General features: G+C 32.7%; 16 protein-coding genes. 5 read left to right on the forward strand and 11 right to left on the reverse strand.

Features of this window, described 5'->3' with window-relative positions:
• The first annotated feature begins 49 nt into the window (after positions 1-49).
• Together IDG65_RS12130 and IDG65_RS12135 are read left to right on the forward strand one after the other, a co-directional pair.
• Positions 50-931 (forward strand): N-acetylneuraminate lyase, encoded by an 882-nt coding sequence (locus IDG65_RS12130; protein WP_001030738.1) that lies wholly within the window; start codon positions 50-52, stop codon positions 929-931.
• A gap of 39 nt (positions 932-970) precedes the next feature.
• Positions 971-2503, forward strand: a complete 1533-nt coding sequence (locus IDG65_RS12135; protein WP_000665729.1) for a sodium:solute symporter family protein — start codon at positions 971-973, stop codon at positions 2501-2503.
• Positions 2504-2607: 104 nt separating this feature from the next.
• Here the strand turns inward: IDG65_RS12135 and IDG65_RS12140 are convergent, their stop codons facing one another.
• The 4 genes from IDG65_RS12140 to IDG65_RS12155 all read right to left on the reverse strand — a co-directional run bounded on the left by IDG65_RS12140 (position 2608) and on the right by IDG65_RS12155 (position 7187).
• The gene (locus IDG65_RS12140; RefSeq protein WP_001022971.1) at positions 2608-3828 is read right to left on the reverse strand and encodes a NupC/NupG family nucleoside CNT transporter; all 1221 of its coding nucleotides are present in this window, start codon (positions 3826-3828) and stop codon (positions 2608-2610) included.
• Between the two features lie 10 nt (positions 3829-3838).
• Positions 3839-4762 (reverse strand): pseudouridine-5'-phosphate glycosidase, encoded by a 924-nt coding sequence (locus tag IDG65_RS12145; RefSeq protein WP_000002071.1) that lies wholly within the window; start codon positions 4760-4762, stop codon positions 3839-3841.
• Positions 4737-5855 carry a carbohydrate kinase gene (locus IDG65_RS12150; RefSeq protein ID WP_001283977.1) on the reverse strand — a complete coding sequence of 373 codons (1119 nt, stop codon included), beginning with the start codon at positions 5853-5855 and terminating at the stop codon, positions 4737-4739. The genes IDG65_RS12145 and IDG65_RS12150 overlap by 26 nt, the downstream gene beginning before the upstream one ends.
• Before the next feature lie 342 nt (positions 5856-6197).
• On the reverse strand, positions 6198-7187 hold the full coding sequence (locus tag IDG65_RS12155; protein ID WP_223181135.1) for a PTS sugar transporter subunit IIC: 990 nt from the start codon (positions 7185-7187) through the stop codon (positions 6198-6200).
• Here IDG65_RS12155 and IDG65_RS14880 point away from each other — a divergent pair.
• Positions 7138-7278 (forward strand): hypothetical protein, encoded by a 141-nt coding sequence (locus IDG65_RS14880; protein WP_072399288.1) that lies wholly within the window; start codon positions 7138-7140, stop codon positions 7276-7278. The two genes, IDG65_RS12155 and IDG65_RS14880, sit on opposite strands and share 50 nt — an antisense overlap.
• 158 nt (positions 7279-7436) lie before the next feature.
• On the opposite strand, the gene IDG65_RS12160 is transcribed toward IDG65_RS14880, so the two are convergent.
• The 3 genes from IDG65_RS12160 to IDG65_RS12170 form a co-directional block, all read right to left on the reverse strand.
• Complete coding sequence (locus IDG65_RS12160; RefSeq protein ID WP_000911017.1) at positions 7437-8114, reverse strand: ABC transporter ATP-binding protein; 678 nt, start codon at positions 8112-8114, stop codon at positions 7437-7439.
• A gap of 12 nt (positions 8115-8126) precedes the next feature.
• Complete coding sequence (locus IDG65_RS12165; RefSeq protein WP_000477931.1) at positions 8127-9176, reverse strand: ABC transporter permease; 1050 nt, start codon at positions 9174-9176, stop codon at positions 8127-8129.
• 249 nt (positions 9177-9425) lie between these two features.
• Positions 9426-10316, reverse strand: a complete 891-nt coding sequence (locus IDG65_RS12170; protein ID WP_001033882.1) for a 5'-nucleotidase, lipoprotein e(P4) family — start codon at positions 10314-10316, stop codon at positions 9426-9428.
• Between the two features lie 583 nt (positions 10317-10899).
• Here IDG65_RS12170 and brnQ2 point away from each other — a divergent pair.
• Entirely contained in the window at positions 10900-12207 is a 1308-nt protein-coding gene (gene brnQ2, locus IDG65_RS12175; protein ID WP_000745103.1) for a branched-chain amino acid transport system II carrier protein BrnQ2, read from the forward strand.
• Between the two features lie 238 nt (positions 12208-12445).
• Positions 12446-13270, forward strand: a complete 825-nt coding sequence (locus IDG65_RS12180; protein WP_000659770.1) for a formate/nitrite transporter family protein — start codon at positions 12446-12448, stop codon at positions 13268-13270.
• 248 nt (positions 13271-13518) lie between these two features.
• Here IDG65_RS12180 and IDG65_RS12185 read toward each other — a convergent pair whose 3' ends face one another.
• The 4 genes from IDG65_RS12185 to IDG65_RS12200 form a co-directional block, all read right to left on the reverse strand.
• Positions 13519-13917 (reverse strand): DUF4064 domain-containing protein, encoded by a 399-nt coding sequence (locus tag IDG65_RS12185; protein ID WP_000415668.1) that lies wholly within the window; start codon positions 13915-13917, stop codon positions 13519-13521.
• A 149-nt stretch (positions 13918-14066) separates the two neighbouring features.
• Entirely contained in the window at positions 14067-14441 is a 375-nt protein-coding gene (locus IDG65_RS12190) for a DUF4467 domain-containing protein (RefSeq protein ID WP_000822171.1), read from the reverse strand.
• 622 nt (positions 14442-15063) lie between these two features.
• Entirely contained in the window at positions 15064-15552 is a 489-nt protein-coding gene (locus IDG65_RS12195; protein ID WP_000142120.1) for a TIGR01741 family protein, read from the reverse strand.
• Positions 15553-15562: 10 nt separating this feature from the next.
• Complete coding sequence (locus tag IDG65_RS12200; RefSeq protein ID WP_000142000.1) at positions 15563-16063, reverse strand: TIGR01741 family protein; 501 nt, start codon at positions 16061-16063, stop codon at positions 15563-15565.
• Positions 16064-16527: the final 464 nt, after the last annotated feature.

The raw sequence follows: 16527 nt of genomic DNA on the forward strand, positions 1-16527 counted from the left end.
ATTATAACTGTAAACTATATTATCAAATGATTTTTGGAGGGACTTCATAATGAACAAAGATTTAAAAGGTTTATATGCAGCGTTACTCGTTCCTTTTGATGAAAATGGTCAAGTAAATGAACAAGGACTTAAACAAATTGCTCAAAATGCCATTGAAACTGAAGAATTAGACGGTCTTTATGTAAATGGTAGCTCAGGCGAAAACTTTTTATTAAATACAGAGCAGAAGAAGCAAGTTTTCAAAGTTGCCAAAGAGGCAGTTGGGGATAAAGTGAAATTGATTGCTCAAGTAGGTTCGTTAGATTTAAATGAAGCCATTGAACTTGGGAAATATGCCACAGAACTCGGTTATGATGCACTTTCTGCCGTAACACCATTCTACTATCCATTTACTTTTGAAGAAATTAGAGATTACTATTTCGATATTATCGAAGCAACACAGAACAATATGATTATTTATGCAATACCAGATTTAACAGGTGTGAATATTTCTATTGAACAATTCAGCGAGCTATTTAATCACGAAAAAATTGTTGGTGTTAAATATACAGCGCCGAACTTCTTCCTACTCGAACGTATTAGAAAAGCATTCCCAGACAAATTAATCTTATCTGGCTTTGATGAAATGTTAGTTCAAGCTACGATTTCTGGCGTAGATGGTGCAATTGGTTCTACATATAACGTTAATGGTCGCCGTGCAAGAAAAATCTTCGACTTAGCAAGACAAGGTCAAATTCAAGAAGCTTACCAACTACAACATGATTCAAACGACATTATCGAAACAGTGTTATCAATGGGGATTTATCCAACATTGAAAGAAATATTACGTCATCGTGGCATTGATGCAGGATTACCGAAAAGACCTTTCAAACCTTTTAACGAAGCACATCGACAAACATTAGATCAACTCATTGCAAAATACGATTTATAGACATCAAAGAATCAATACATTGTAAAGGGGATGTTGCCCATGAAAGAAGTTGGATTTGGCACACTAAACTGGGTTGCCGTTATCATTTATCTACTAGCTATGTTGTTCATTGGCGTTTATTTTACCAAGCGCGCGAGTCAAAGTACGAATAGTTTCTTTACTGCAAGTGGTCGCTTGCCATCTTGGGTAGTTGGTTTTTCCATTTATGCTACTACATTAAGTGCAATTACGTTTATGTCTACACCAGAGAAAGCATTTTTAACAGATTGGTCATATATTGCAGGTAACATCGCTATCGTAGCAATTATTCCATTACTCATTTATTTCTATGTTCCATTCTTTAAAAAGTTAAAGGTAACATCTGCATATGAATATTTAGAAGCTAGATTCGGCCCTAGCATACGTGTTATTGGCTCATTATTATTTGTCGTTTATCATCTAGGGCGTGTAGCAATCGTTATCTACTTACCAACATTAGCGATTACATCTGTATCAGACATGAACCCTTATATCGTTGCATCACTCGTTGGTTTACTATGTATTTTATATACATTTTTAGGTGGATTCGAAGGTGTGGTTTGGAGTGATTTCATTCAAGGCGTCATTTTATTAGGTGGTGCTTTAGTTATCATTATTCTAGGTGTTATGAACATTAAAGGCGGTTTTGGCACTGTCTTTGCAGATGCGATTGAGCACAAAAAATTAATTAGTGCAGACAATTGGAAACTAAATACTGCGGCAGCTGCCATTCCAATTATTTTCCTAGGAAATATTTTCAACAACTTGTATCAATACACAGCGAGTCAAGACGTCGTGCAGCGTTATCAAGCTTCTGATAGTTTAAAAGAAACAAATAAATCGTTATGGACAAATGGTATCCTAGCTTTAATTTCAGCACCCTTATTTTATGGTATGGGTACAATGCTGTATTCATTTTATACACATGAAGCTGTTTTACCAAAAGGCTTCAATACATCATCTGTAGTGCCATATTTCATTTTGACTGAGATGCCACCATTTGTAGCAGGATTACTTATTGCAGCCATTTTCGCCGCTGCACAGTCTACCATTTCATCTAGTTTAAATTCTATATCTGCTTGTATTTCAATCGACATTAAGCAACGCTTCTTCGGAAAAGGTAGCGAGCGACACGAAGTTAACTTTGCACGTTTCATTATCATCATTGCAGGTATTTTCGGTTTTGGAATGTCACTATACTTAATTGCTTCTAATTCAAATGACTTATGGGATTTATTCTTGTTTGTAACTGGATTATTCGGTGTTCCATTAGCTGGTGTATTTGCAGTTGGTATTTTCACTAAACGTACGAATACATTCGGTGTTATTTGTGGATTAATATTGGGTATCATCTTTGCTTATGTCTATAATGGTGTTGGCAAAGGTAACTCACCTTTCTATGTATCTACCATTTCATTTACAGTTGCTTTTGTCTTTGCTTATATACTTAGCTTCATTGTCCCTTCAAAACATAAAAAAGATATAACGGGATTAACAATTTTTGAAAAAGATAAACCATCAACATACATTTCAAAAACGGCTACGAAAAAGTAGATTGTTATGATAAAATCCCATCACCAAGTTATGATGCGCTGTTGCGCCAACTTGGTGATGGGGTTTAGCTTTGCCATGAATTTAATTTAGATACTTCGATTAATTTACAATACTAAGCCAATAATTGATCCTGAAATGATTGAAGCTAGAGTTGAACCAAGTAACAGCCTCATTGCAAAGGATGCAACTTTTTCTCCTTGTTTATCACTAATGCCTTTAATTGAACCTACGATGATACCAACCGTACCAAAATTAGCGAAGCTTACTAAGTAAACTGAAATGATACCTTGTGTTCGAGCAGATACATCACCCAGGACATTTTTAAAATCAAGCATTGCTACAAACTCATTTGTAATTAATTTGGTCGCCATTAAAGAGCCAGCTGGAACTGCTTCACTCCATGGAATCCCCATTAAGAATGCGATTGGTGCAAACACATAGCCAATAAGCTGTTTAAAGTTCAAACCAACACTACCAAACATGATATTAATTGCTTCCATTAATGAAATAAATGCTAACAACATTACGGCTACTACAACAGCGATTTTAAACCCATCCATCGCACTATCACCAATCATTTGGAAAAAGGCAACTTTCTTAGGTTTTCCTGTTTTTCCATTCACTGATTTCGTTTCCGTTGATTTAGTTAAGTTATCAATTTCAACATCACTATCATCAGATTTATAGGGATTGATTACACTGGCGATGATAAGCGCACTAAAAATATTTAACATTACAGCTGTAACTACGAACTTGGGCTCAATCATCTGCATATATGAACCCAACATTGCCATACTAACAGCACTCATACCAGACGTCGCAATTGTATATAATTTCGCTCTAGATAATCTTGGAATAATATCTTTTATTGTTAAATATACTTCTGGTTGTCCAAACATTGCTGTTGAAATAGCAAAGTAACTTTCTAAGCGCCCCATTCTAGTTATTTTATTAATAGCGATACCTACATATTTGATAATAAATGGTAATACCTTAATATAATTAAAGATGCCTATTAATACAGAAATGAACACTAATGGCAGCAACACATTTAAAAAGAACGTAAAGCCATTTTTATTTTGTATATCTCCAAAAACAAAGTTTATACCTGCTTTACTAACATTTATTAACCCTTCAAAAAATGAGCCTAATGCAGTTAAGATTGTTAAACCAATCGTTGTGTTCATCATAAATAACACAATCAACACTTGAATAAATATCATTATTAACGTCTTTTTGAAGTCTATGTTTTTACGATCAAAACTGAATAAAAACGCAACAAATAGTGCAAATGCTATCCCTGTGATAGCGAATAAAATATTCATGTATCATCACCTACAATAATTTATTAACAGCGACAGCAATTTTAGCACCCAACGCCGCATTGTTTTCAACAAGTTTTATATTTGCTGCTAAACTTTTACCATTCGTTTTTTCTACAATTTTCCCTAACAAGAACGGTGTGGCGTCCTTACCTTTAATACCTTGATTTTCCGCTTCAACAACAGCTTCATTTATGATTGCTTCAATATATGCTTTTGATAAGGCATGCTCATATGGAATTGGATTAGCAACAACAATGCCACCTTCAAGATTTAACTGCTGTTTTGTTAAATGAATGTCAGCAAGTCGTTCTGGCGTTTCAACCGAACTTGTTAACTTAACACCGCTTTCGCGAGTGAAGAATGCTGGCAATTCATTCGTTTGATATCCAATAACTGGAACGCCTTTTGTTTCTAAATACTCCATCGTCTTAGGTAAGTCTAAAATTGATTTGGCACCTGCACAGATAACAGTGACATTTGTTTTAGACAGTTCTTCTAAGTCTGCTGAAATGTCCATCGTATGTTCTGCACCTTTATGGACGCCCCCAATACCTCCTGTAACAAAAAATTGAATACCAGCCATTGCAGCACATATCATCGTCGTCGCTACAGTAGTAGCACCAACACACTTCATCGCAACAACTTCTGCTAAATCCCTTCTAGATACTTTAGCAACGTCTTTACTAGTTGCCAGTATTTCTAAATCTTCGCTTTCTAAACCAATTTTAATTTTGCCATCTATAATGGCTATGGTTGCTGGAATGGCACCATTATTCCTGATAATTTGCTCTACTGTTGTTGCCATTTCAACATTTTGTGGGTACGGCATACCATGCGATATAATTGTTGATTCTAACGCTACAATCGGTTGATTGTTCTCCCGTGCTTGCTGAACTTCTCGAGAATACTCAATATACTTTTGTAAATTTGCCATTTTTATAATCCTCCATATCGTGATAAAGTTGCTGTTGATCTAGGTTTTGCCTAACTGTATATTTTGTTTCTATCGTTTTCTTTGCGTTAACCATACCAGCAATTAATATATCTTCAGTAGACATCCCATTTAACCAGCTATACACTACTGCAGCACAGAATGAATCGCCTGCACCTGTAACATCTTTCACACTATTTGATGGCATAACTGACTTAATGATTTCTTCCTCACCACTTCGATAAATGAGTTCTTTCACGCCATTTGTCACAATAACATTTTTAACACCTAAATCATTCCAGCGTTTAGCAGCTATTTTTAAATCATCAGTAGATTCTATTTTTAAATTTAAGTATGTTTCTGTTTCATCTTTATTCGTGATAATCCAATCAATAGCATGTAATGAATCAGGCATATTTTTCATTTTTGGGGAAGAAACCGTGGTGATAACTAATTTGATTTGATGTTTCGTGGTATAGGCACATAAGAAGTTTAATGCCTCTTTGCCTAAATTCAAATCTACAATAATGCACTTAGCCTTTTTCAATAAGTGTGAACGCTTAATTAAAAATTCAGGCGTAATGTAGTCAAACACTTCCATATCTGCTAAGCCATATGTCATGTCGCCTTCTTTACTAATTAAAGCTGTATATGAACCTGTACTCGCATTTTCAAATTGTTGAACATGATCCAAATTCATAAATGGTGTGGACAATCGTTTAATCATTTCCCATTCACTATCTTGTCCACTAGCAGATAAAAAAGCGACCGTTTCGCCAAGCCTACCTAAGTTCTCAGCAATATTTCTTGCTACGCCACCAATAGAGCGTGTTGACGTTACAGGATTTGATGTTTCTGCAACTAAATTTTTATGCACATAAAACTTACGATCTACATTCGCTGCGCCAATACAAACAATAGGATAATCTTCATTTAAAACATATGCCTTTCCCATAACATATTCCTTTTGTATTAATCCTGAAATAATGTTTGCTACGCTGGGTCTAGATAATCCAATTGCCTCAGCAAGTTCACGTTGTGAAATAAACGGATTATCTTTAATTCTTTTTAAAATTTCTTTCTCAGAATCGCTCATAACATCCCTCCTCATATTGACTTAAAATACTTGAATCAGTGAATTTACAAAAATATCGTAGCATGCTGTTATTTCTGTTGTAAACGCTTACATTTACCGTTATATCAATGATATTTGTTTATAAAATACGCATAATTTCGTAAAAAGTAAGTTCATTCCATCGTGTAAAAGGTACTTGAGAAAATGATAAATGTTTATACAGTATGATATTTGTCGACAATAAATTATGACATTTTTATGTCTTATATTTTTCTATAAAAAAACGTGACTCATTATCGACTGTTACATCGACTGAATCACGTTACTATGTTTTATTTGTTTTTACTATTCAATATGATGATGCTATGCGTCTACTGCACCTCGATTAATCATGTCTTGCTTAGTAACAATTGGATATTTTTTAAATACAATTGAACCAAGATAACCTGCAAGCGCACCTACAATCGCCATTACTACACCATAAATCACAATTGTCGTCGGATGATTAAATCCAAACATAACTAAAAATCCTGCAATCGGTGTAGCTGTACCTGTCGCATCGTTAATTAAACCTGACATAGCAATAATTAAACCAGCAATCGCACCACCAAAGAAATTTGTAATATAGATTGGAATTGGATTGGCTGATACAATATCTGCTTGTGATAAAGGTTCAATACTTACTGCAATCGTAGACTTACGATCACCTAATTTTAAGCGATGGAATAGCGTCCCATTCATAAATGCCGAACTAAATGCTGCCATGGCACCAATAGCCATAGGTACACCCGTTAAACCTAATAATGCTGTCAATGCCATTGAACTCAATGGCGCTGTGCCGACAACCGTGATAATACCACCTAAAATGATACCCATGATAATTGGATTCGTATTCGTACTACTTTGGATAATATCACCAATTCGAATCAATGTACTATTCACTACTGGCGTTAATAATACTGCAATAAGACGAGCTAATGGCGCTAAGATGACAATCGATCCAATTAAGTCGACACCATCCGGCACATATTTCTCTGTATATTTCATCACATATCCAATCATATAACCCGCAAAGAAACCTGGTAATAAATCCATACCACCGCACGCGGCTGCTATAACTAATGCATATACTGGTGACACACCGATAGCTAATGCTGTTAATCCAGCGGCAGCGACACCACCTAGACCTCCCGCAGCGTCTCCTAGCTCTTCTAAAAATTTAATACCGAATACTTCGCCACCAACATATTTATTAAATGCTTCTACTAAAAATGTTGCGATTGCTGCATTAGCTAATGCTCCCATGGCACGCATACCATTAGGTGCTTTATATGTAAATAATGTAAAAATCACTAAGACCAAAAATAAAAATAATGTACCTATCAATAAATCCATAACCATTGACCCCCATTACGATAATTTTATATTCAATCCCCATATTTAAATATTGAATACTTAGAGGCCATTTTACTACAAAAAATATTATATTTCACGGAATATTTCTAATTTTCGATAATAATTATTATTAATTGAATGTGAAAGTTTATTCAAATAATACATAAACATAAAAATACCGGCACATGATGTACCGGCTTAATAAAACTATTCTACTGTTTCATTTTCAAGATTAAGGACGCCATCTTTCATATGATATGAACGATCACAATATGCTTTAAGTCGTTCATCATGTGTAACAATAATACATGCTTTCTTTCTTTTTTTGGCTTGATCACGTAGAATTTTAATGACTTCAATCGCATTTTCAGTATCTAACGCCGCGGTAGGTTCATCCGCTAAAATAATCGACGGATTCGTATATAACGCTTTGGCTATCGCCACACGTTGTTTCTGACCACCTGAAATTTCTGAAGGTAACTTATTAAGCAATGAAGTTAGACCTAATTGTGACATAAGTTGCTGATAGTCTTCATTAGACATAACATTCTTATTTTTCTTTTTCAATAATGTAAATTGTTGCTTTACCGTTAAAAATGGTACAAGGTTTGTAGCTTGTAAAATAAAACCTATTTCAGACATTCTAACTTTTGCCAATGCTTTTTGCTTCATTGTCGTAATATCTTGGTTATTGATTAAAATGTGCCCAGATGTCGGCGTTTGTAAAGCACCTGCCATAGTTAGAAATGTACTTTTACCAGAGCCAGAAGGTCCAACCAATGCTATAATATCACCTTTATTTATCTCAAAATTTGTATCTTTAACCGCTTCAATGTTACGATTCCCATCTTTAAATGACTTTGTTACATTTTCAAATTTCAACATTTGCTACACCTCCTACCCAATCGCCTTTAACGGATCTATTTTTCTAATTGTTAAAATGGAGAATAAACTTCCTAATACAGAGACAATCATTAACACAATTGCAAATACGAGCAATGTTAGTACATCGAATTTGACAGGTACTGCATCAGGTAAAAATGCACCTGTAACGCCTGTTAACAGTAAGCCAAATGCCGTACCAAATAATGCTAATATGAGCGTCTGCGAAATAACTACGTTCGCTAAATAGCCATTCGTAAATCCTTGAGCCTTTAATATGCCAAATAAACTTGTTTTTTGTAATGTCATGACATATAAGAAAATGCCTATAACTGTAGCTGAAATGACAAATAAGAATGAAATCATAAAGTTTAATGTTAAGTTCTGTGGTTTATAACCTGGTAAATTTTCAATAAAGTCATTAATACTTACCGCTTCAAGCTCTTGGTTTAATTTTTTGTCTTTCCAATTTGTATCACGTACAACAACTGCATTAATTTTATCTCCAGTCAATCTAGGATTGATTTTGGCAATGGTAGCGTCATTCGTGAAAATGACTGGTGACGCATTATATTTTGCACTTTCTGTAAAACCTACGATATGCAATTTTTCATCTGATTGAGATAGTGATAATGTGTCGCCAATTTTAAATCCTTTATTTTTAAGTGTTTCATCAGCTAACACTTCATTATCTTTAGTCGCTTTATGCCCTTCTATTAAACTCGGAACTAAAAATGATGACTTTTCAACACCGAACACTAAAACATTGTCTTTTTGATGGCCATTAGACACAATTTCCCCTGTTTGCTTCAAAGTAGCTTGCTTCTTGTATTTATTTTCAATATCTTTCTTGTTAAAAACAGATTGTTGCACAGTTTGATTGGCATCTTTATTTAGAACAATGGCATCTGCTTGCCACTTATCAATGCCTTCTTTATTCATATTGATAAGACCATTCGCCAATCCAGATAATAAAAATAGCAAGTAACTAATCATCGTTAACACACCAATAATTAGTCCAAACTTCAATTTGTTGCGCCGTATTTCATTCCAAGCTAAAAACATGCATTTCTCTCCCTACTACTATGATTTAAACATTGTTTATATTCTTAGATGCACGTACGTCGTGTTGCGCTCTGTAATGTTATACATACACTTATCCTTCATTATACCCGAACTTTTTATATTAAAAGCAAATTTATGGAAAATGCAATTAATTGTCTATTATTTTTGTACGGTACATTTAAAATTTAAGGATCAATTTAAAAACGCCTACATATACCTTTAAGTACATGTAGACGTCCAATTCATATATTATTTAACTTCGCCTGTTTTAGGATCGAATTGCTTAATAGCATTTTTACGTAATTTATCTTTTGCTTTGTCACTTGCTTTATAGTTATTGTTGTAAATTGTAGCTTCCCAACTACCATACATTGGGTTAGGGAAAATGATATATTTCTTACCGAAATCGTCTTTATGTTTTTCAATTAATGCTTCACGAGATTCAGCTGTAGCTTCTTTTGGGTCTGTAAAGTCTAATAAATTATCTCCAAATAGCATGACAAGTTTATGATCCTTTTGAACCATTTGTCTGCGTGATTCTTTACTCTTATCATCTTTACCTTTTAGTAAAATATGACTCTTCTTAGCTTGAGGGATACCTTGTTGTTTTAAGTTCTTTTGTGTTGCCTTTAAATCTTTTTCTTTATCTCTATCAGAAATATAGTAGATATCGACACCTTTTTTGTCAGCATATTTCAAGAATTCTTTTGCGCCATAGACAGGTTTAGCTTTAGCAGCTTGTACCCATTCATGCCAACCTTCTGGGAAAGGTTTATTATGTATTGATGCATAGCCTTGATATGGAGAATTATCTAAAACTGTTTCATCTAAATCCAAAGCAATAGCTAACTTATGTTTACCTTTATTCTTTTTAATCTCTTTATCTAACTGAGTCTTTGCACTGTTATAACCTTGTAAATATAATGCTTTTGCTTCAGCTGAATTTTGATACCAAGCCACTGCCATAATATTTTGATTACCAAGATTCACCTTTTGCGATGCTGGTATAGAAGCTTGTTGCGTTTGTTGAACTTCAGCAGAACTTTTGGCAAACGCTGTAGAATTTGTCGTTTGTGGCGCTGAAACTGTAACCGCTACCGATAATGATGCTATTGCAATATACTTTGAAATTTTATTCATCTTATCACCTCATGATTAATATTTAAAATACAGTTAAAATTATAAATGCATTTATTTAATATTGCTATACTATGAAAAGATATTTAATATTATTTCTTGAAAAGCTAACAAATATGTGAACATTTCATATAAGCATGATTTAATGGGAGACCTATCACATGAGAGAGATTTGTGATTTATCACGTAATAAACTTAAATTCATTTGAGTGACTAGGCCTTCCTATCAGACATATTCACTCATCCACGTATCATTATGTGTACAGTGTGCTATCTCTTATTTACCTATTGGAACAACCATAAACTCATCCATAGTTTACCTTTTATAAATAGCAGTCCTCACTCATACAATTTCTCATAAAAATCACAACGCTTCAACGTATTTCCAACTTACTTTCACCTATTTTAATTCATAAAAACGACACTTTAATTGTCATTATCCAATAATAGCAAGACGTTATTATTGCAATCTTTTTTATAAAATAATAGAATCATAGTATTGTCATTTAAAGATAAAGTAAGAACGTTTTTATTTTTCAGATTTTTTAAATTATTATGAATATCTAGTTTTAGGAAGGAAATTACATTGAAAAAACAAGTTATTATTTCGGGCCTCATGTTATTTTCACTATTTTTTGGAGCCGGAAATTTAATATTCCCGCCCATGCTTGGCCATACAGCGGGTCAAAATATGTGGATTGGTATGCTAGGCTTTGCTCTTACAGGCATATTACTCCCCTTTATTACTGTTATTGTTGTTGCATTTTATGATGAAGGTGTTGAAAGTGTAGGCAATCGTATACATCCATGGTTCGGGTTTATTTTTGCTGTCGTGATTTACATGTCTATCGGAGCATTTTACGGTATTCCACGTGCTGCAAATGTCGCGTACGAAATTGGTACAAGACACATTTTACCTGTGCACAACCAATGGACTTTAATTATATTCGCAGCAATCTTTTTTGCCATCGTTTACTGGATTAGTTTAAATCCATCGAAAATCGTTGATAATTTAGGTAAATTATTAACACCGTTATTACTATTAATGGTCGCTCTATTAAGTATTGCTGTCATTTTCAACCCTGAATCTGCACTAAGTGCACCTAAGGATAAATATATAACACATCCTTTCATTTCAGGAAGTTTGGAAGGCTATTTTACAATGGATCTTGTTGCTGCGTTAGCTTTTTCCGTAGTCATTGTCAATGGCTATAAGTTTAAAGGCCTCACAGATCGCATGAAAATTTTAAAATATGTCTGCTTTTCAGGTCTTATTGCAGCCATATTACTTGGAATGATTTACTTTGCACTTGCATACGTTGGGGCATCAACAGCTCCAGGAAACTTTAAAGATGGTACAGATATATTGACGTACAACTCATTACGAGTATTTGGTTCATTTGGCAACATAGTATTTGGTATGACAGTGATACTTGCATGTTTAACAACATGTATAGGACTCGTCAATGCTTGCGCCACATTTACTAAGAAACACGTACCTAAGTTTTCTTATAAAATATTTGCACTTATTTTCTCTATCATAGGGTTCTTATTTACAACACTTGGTTTAGAAATGATTTTAAAAATTGCTGTACCATTATTGACTTTAATATATCCCGTGTCTATTGCACTTGTACTGATATCATTTGCTAACATGTTTAGCACATTCAGATTCAGTTGGGCCTATCGACTCGCAACTGTTATTACATTGATTATTTCAATTTTACAAATACTAAATAGTTTCAACTTATTACACGGTGTTATTTTGAAATGGTTTATGATGTTACCTTTAGCAGATATCGATTTAGCTTGGCTTGTACCATTCATGCTCTTTGCTATTATCGGTTTCATCATCGATGTAGTTATACGCCGTCCGAAACAAGCGACAACTTAATAGACGCATAATCTCCTAGTAATGATCGTCGCATCATTACTAGGTTTTTTTGCATGAAAATCTGTATTTATTCATTGATACTAACTGACGATTAATTATTTTAAAATAAATGATTTGTTAAAAAATCCTAGCTGTTATTCAAAAATATTAGTTTTTAAAATTAATTTTGTGAAATTATTCACAAATAAAGTGATTCATAGTATACTCTGATTAACAAATGAAAAGTGAGGATGTCATTGTGAAGGAGAAACATATTAAATGGGATAAAATATTTTATGGGGATGACTGGGTAAATAACGTAGTCGAAACAATAAGAACAAAAGATATATTACAAAGCGTTTATTTAAAACGTTATTTATTACGCGCGATGATGGCAGGATTTATTATCGGAATTATTACGGTCTTCGTATTATCAGTTAAAGCAACACACGAACCAGATTTACCGCCAGGCATTGTGAATATGGCCAGTGCCATTACATTCAGCTTTGCGTTAGTACTCATTTTATTTACAAACTCCGAACTACTAACCAGTAACTTCATGTACTTTACTGTAGGCCTGTATTATAAAGTAATTAAACCAACTAGAGTATTGAAAATATTTTTATTGTGCTTTGCAGGAAATATTTTAGGTGCTGCTATTTTATTTAGTTTCATGCGTTTTTCAAATGTAATGACGCCAGATATGTTAAATCAATTATCAGCAGTTATAGAACATAAAACGTTGTCTACTGGGTTTGTAAGTATATTAATGAAAGCGATATTCGCCAACTTCTTTATTAATATTTCATTAGTTATCGCCATGCAAATTGACGATGTACTTGCAAAAATGTTTGTCATGATGTTCGGTGTTACCATATTCGCCTTTATGGGTTATGAACATGTCGTTTACAACAGTTGCTTATTTATGGGTGGTTTAATTTATCAAGTTGATACATTGCACTTCATACCAGCTATTTCGAATATCGCTGCGGCTTTTATCGGTAACTATATTGGAGGCGGACTCATTATAGGTTTATTCTATGCTTACTTGAATGATCATCATCAATTTTATAAAAATAATTAACTATATTTGAACAATGCGTTAGTCGATGCCTTTAATATTTAGAAGTGCATTGTCTAACGTATTTTTTTAAGTTCGTCAATGCTTTTTGTCCGATGCTATGAGCATTATCAAATACAAAATGCTCTCTTAAAAGCAGTTATTGACTGAAAATCTACTTCTAAGAGAGCACTTTATTTAATCGGTTAATTTGTTAAAAACTAACAGAAATATAATTACTTAAGAAATCTTGAAATTTCAATATACGATGTTTATGATAAGTCGCTTATTTCATCTTTAGGCTTGTTATTAGTAAGTAGTTTAATACCACTGATTAACCATAAAGCAAATGTAATTATGTTACCACTTATTACAGCTCCAATAATCAACAATATACCACTCATTTTTTTGTTTTTAGATGCTTTAAACATACCGATTGCACCTAAAATAATTGAAATGATTCCAAATATAAATAGGAATAAGAATAATACAGTGAAAATTGCTGCTGCTGTTTCTGCATCAACTGGGTCAACCTCACCATTAACTGTTGTTGACACATCTGTAGTCATTACACCTGATGCTGCTAAAACCATAAATAGTAAACTAAATACCGTTGCTAAACCTTGAACAACAATTCCTATTATTGTCATTATTTTGATCGATTTTTCCATTGTCTTACTCCTTTATTATTATTCACAAACTTACGTTTGTGTTCTTATATATAAATGTTTAAATTTATATCGTATTTATTTTAAAAATTATTGTCGCTAAAGCTCATTTACTTTTTGAAACTGGTTAAAAGTTTTAAAGAAAGCCTACGTTAATCTTTTTCCACTTCTACATTTTCATCTTCATAATCTGCTTTATGGTCTTTCATATACTTAATTGGGTCTATTTCTCTATTAATCTCTGCCTTACCATCTTTTATTTCATATGCGAAATAATACATTTTTTCACGATCTTTATATAATTGAATACCAATAACAATGACTTTACCATCTTTATAAACATGTGTATTACTGTCTTCTTGTTTAATGTCTGTTTTAATAGTGTTTTGCACTTTCGAGGCAATTTTATTCATTTGATTCTGTTTTTTGTACACTTTATCAATATCTTTTTGATACTTTTCTCCTTTATTAGAACAACCTGCTAATACAATTGCTAACATTAAAAATACTACCAATATTCTTTTCATCATTTTTCTCCTTAGATGGCTGTCATTTTCCACACACTACAATACTGATAATATGCTTTATCATTGTGATGTTTGAACAATGTTTAACCAATTGTTATCAACTTAAAATTCGTTTAAATGTTTGACGCAAGATTTTGATTAATTATGATATTAAAGTCTTCTTAATATAAACATCTATTTCAGTGTTAATTTACAACTATTCACTGAAAATTATGTCATCATAATAAATTATGCAATAACTATTTGATACCTTTACATTGCTATGTATCTCTAAAAATTGCCTCCCACACATTTATTTCATAACCAAATATTTAACTATTTATAATTATAGTAAAAAACATTTTAATAGTATATACTTTTCTCATATTTTTTTGATATAAGTTTTAAAAAATAAGTCGATGTACATCAACTTTATAAAATACACTACAATAACCTTTTCAATTAATGACAATTTTAAATTTATATCGTAATTTGTTAATTAGTTGAACTCATTTATCCATGATGTATGGATACCGATAAACTAATTGACTTTTTAAGTTGCAAATAATCTTATCTTTTACCTTCTTCTTTGAGTCAAATGTAAAACAAGGTTGGTTTTGCACAGCCTTTTATAACATGTCTGCTACTCTTGCTCTTTAACATACTTCTCTACTGCTCGAATTTCTTCCATTTCATATTCCGTTTCTGGTAAAACACCAAACTTTTTATACATATAATAGTTTTCACGGCCCAATTGATCAAACTCTGTATTTACCCAATCAATATAATCAAAAGATACATTTAATTTGCCATCTCTTGCAAAGTCAAATTCACATGATGTCCATGGTTCAAGTCCTTCTTCTTTAAATGCATTTCTTAACTTCTTAAACAATCTATATAAATCCGTCCACAAATCATAAAATACTTTTTCAGAGACATTATACTCTCTAGGGATATATGTGTAATAATTCAATTCATCGCTACCTGGTTTAGTATAATTAAAAATGACCTCTCCACCTCCATCATCTACATAGGCAATTACATATACCTTTTCCCACTCTACTGGTATCATGCTGCTAATCTCATTCGCAATCTCGTTGTACATTTGACTTAGTTTTTCTTCGAAAGTCATATTATCTCCCCTATAGTTCAGCTTCATCTTGCTCTTTAATATATTGCTCGATTTCTTTAATTTCTTCCATCTCGTATTCCATTTCTGGTAAAACACCAAACTTTTTGTACATATAGTAATTTTCACGGCCCAATTGATCAAACTCTGTATTAATCCAATCTATATAATCAAATGATACTTTCAATTTGCCGTCTCTTGTAAAGTCAAATTCGCATGATGTCCATGGTTCGAGTCCTTCTTCTTTAAATAAATTCCTTAAATTCTTAAACAAGTAATACAGATTCATCCATAAATCATCAAATATTTCTTCCGAAACATTATAATCTCTAGATATATTCGTGTAATAATTCAATTCATCACTACCTGGTTTTGTATAATTAAAAACGACCTCTCCACCTTGATCATCTACATAGGCAATTGCATATACCTTTTCCCACTCTACTGGTATCATACTGCTAATCTCATTCGCAATTTCATTGTACATTTCACTTAATTTTTCTTCGAAAGTCATGTTATCGCCCCTAATCTCTACTTTAATAATAACGATATATTTATAAATACATTCAAATAACTTGAAATTCTATTTTTACAATTCAGTAAGATCTAAATATATCCATCCATTTAAATTTTCATCCTAAATTGGTTCATCATCTTGAAACTATATAATCTCCTTAGATTCTTCAGAGTTTTTACTTACAATACTCGTTTCCATTTTTCGAAAATGGAAACAGCCTCGTGATGTTCAACGCAAATAAATGAAGGGACAAATTTAACAAACCGTTTGAGTTACTCATGTTCATCTACCTTTCATTAATCATTATTAAAATTTAGATCCGCTTTCTAAACCATTGTAAATGGCGGTTATAAAATGTAGGAAAATGGCGAAATGAAAATGCTGTTTTTCCTACATTTTTTCTTTTTTAAATTATATAATCATGTCTTAACTCAATCTTCGATTGGAGGTTATTTGATTGA

The sequence above is a fragment of the Staphylococcus sp. EG-SA-17 genome, from assembly GCF_017151845.1.
Classification (GTDB): Bacteria; Bacillota; Bacilli; order Staphylococcales; family Staphylococcaceae; genus Staphylococcus; species Staphylococcus aureus.

Bases quoted from the DNA above. Each gene is read 5' to 3' on its own strand.
- IDG65_RS12145 (WP_000002071.1), bottom strand. From the start codon at position 4,762: ATGGCAAATTTACAAAAGTATATTGAGTATTCTCGAGAAGTTCAGCAA.
- IDG65_RS12195 (WP_000142120.1), bottom strand. From the start codon at position 15,552: ATGACTTTCGAAGAAAAACTAAGTCAAATGTACAACGAGATTGCGAAT.
- IDG65_RS12135 (WP_000665729.1), top strand. From the start codon at position 971: ATGAAAGAAGTTGGATTTGGCACACTAAACTGGGTTGCCGTTATCATT.
- IDG65_RS14880 (WP_072399288.1), top strand. From the start codon at position 7,138: ATGGCACGCATACCATTAGGTGCTTTATATGTAAATAATGTAAAAATC.
- IDG65_RS12190 (WP_000822171.1), bottom strand. From the start codon at position 14,441: ATGAAAAGAATATTGGTAGTATTTTTAATGTTAGCAATTGTATTAGCA.
- IDG65_RS12130 (WP_001030738.1), top strand. From the start codon at position 50: ATGAACAAAGATTTAAAAGGTTTATATGCAGCGTTACTCGTTCCTTTT.
- IDG65_RS12150 (WP_001283977.1), bottom strand. From the start codon at position 5,855: ATGAGCGATTCTGAGAAAGAAATTTTAAAAAGAATTAAAGATAATCCG.
- IDG65_RS12200 (WP_000142000.1), bottom strand. From the start codon at position 16,063: ATGACTTTCGAAGAAAAATTAAGTGAAATGTACAATGAAATTGCGAAT.
- IDG65_RS12140 (WP_001022971.1), bottom strand. From the start codon at position 3,828: ATGAATATTTTATTCGCTATCACAGGGATAGCATTTGCACTATTTGTT.
- IDG65_RS12165 (WP_000477931.1), bottom strand. From the start codon at position 9,176: ATGTTTTTAGCTTGGAATGAAATACGGCGCAACAAATTGAAGTTTGGA.
- IDG65_RS12160 (WP_000911017.1), bottom strand. From the start codon at position 8,114: ATGTTGAAATTTGAAAATGTAACAAAGTCATTTAAAGATGGGAATCGT.
- IDG65_RS12170 (WP_001033882.1), bottom strand. From the start codon at position 10,316: ATGAATAAAATTTCAAAGTATATTGCAATAGCATCATTATCGGTAGCG.
- IDG65_RS12185 (WP_000415668.1), bottom strand. From the start codon at position 13,917: ATGGAAAAATCGATCAAAATAATGACAATAATAGGAATTGTTGTTCAA.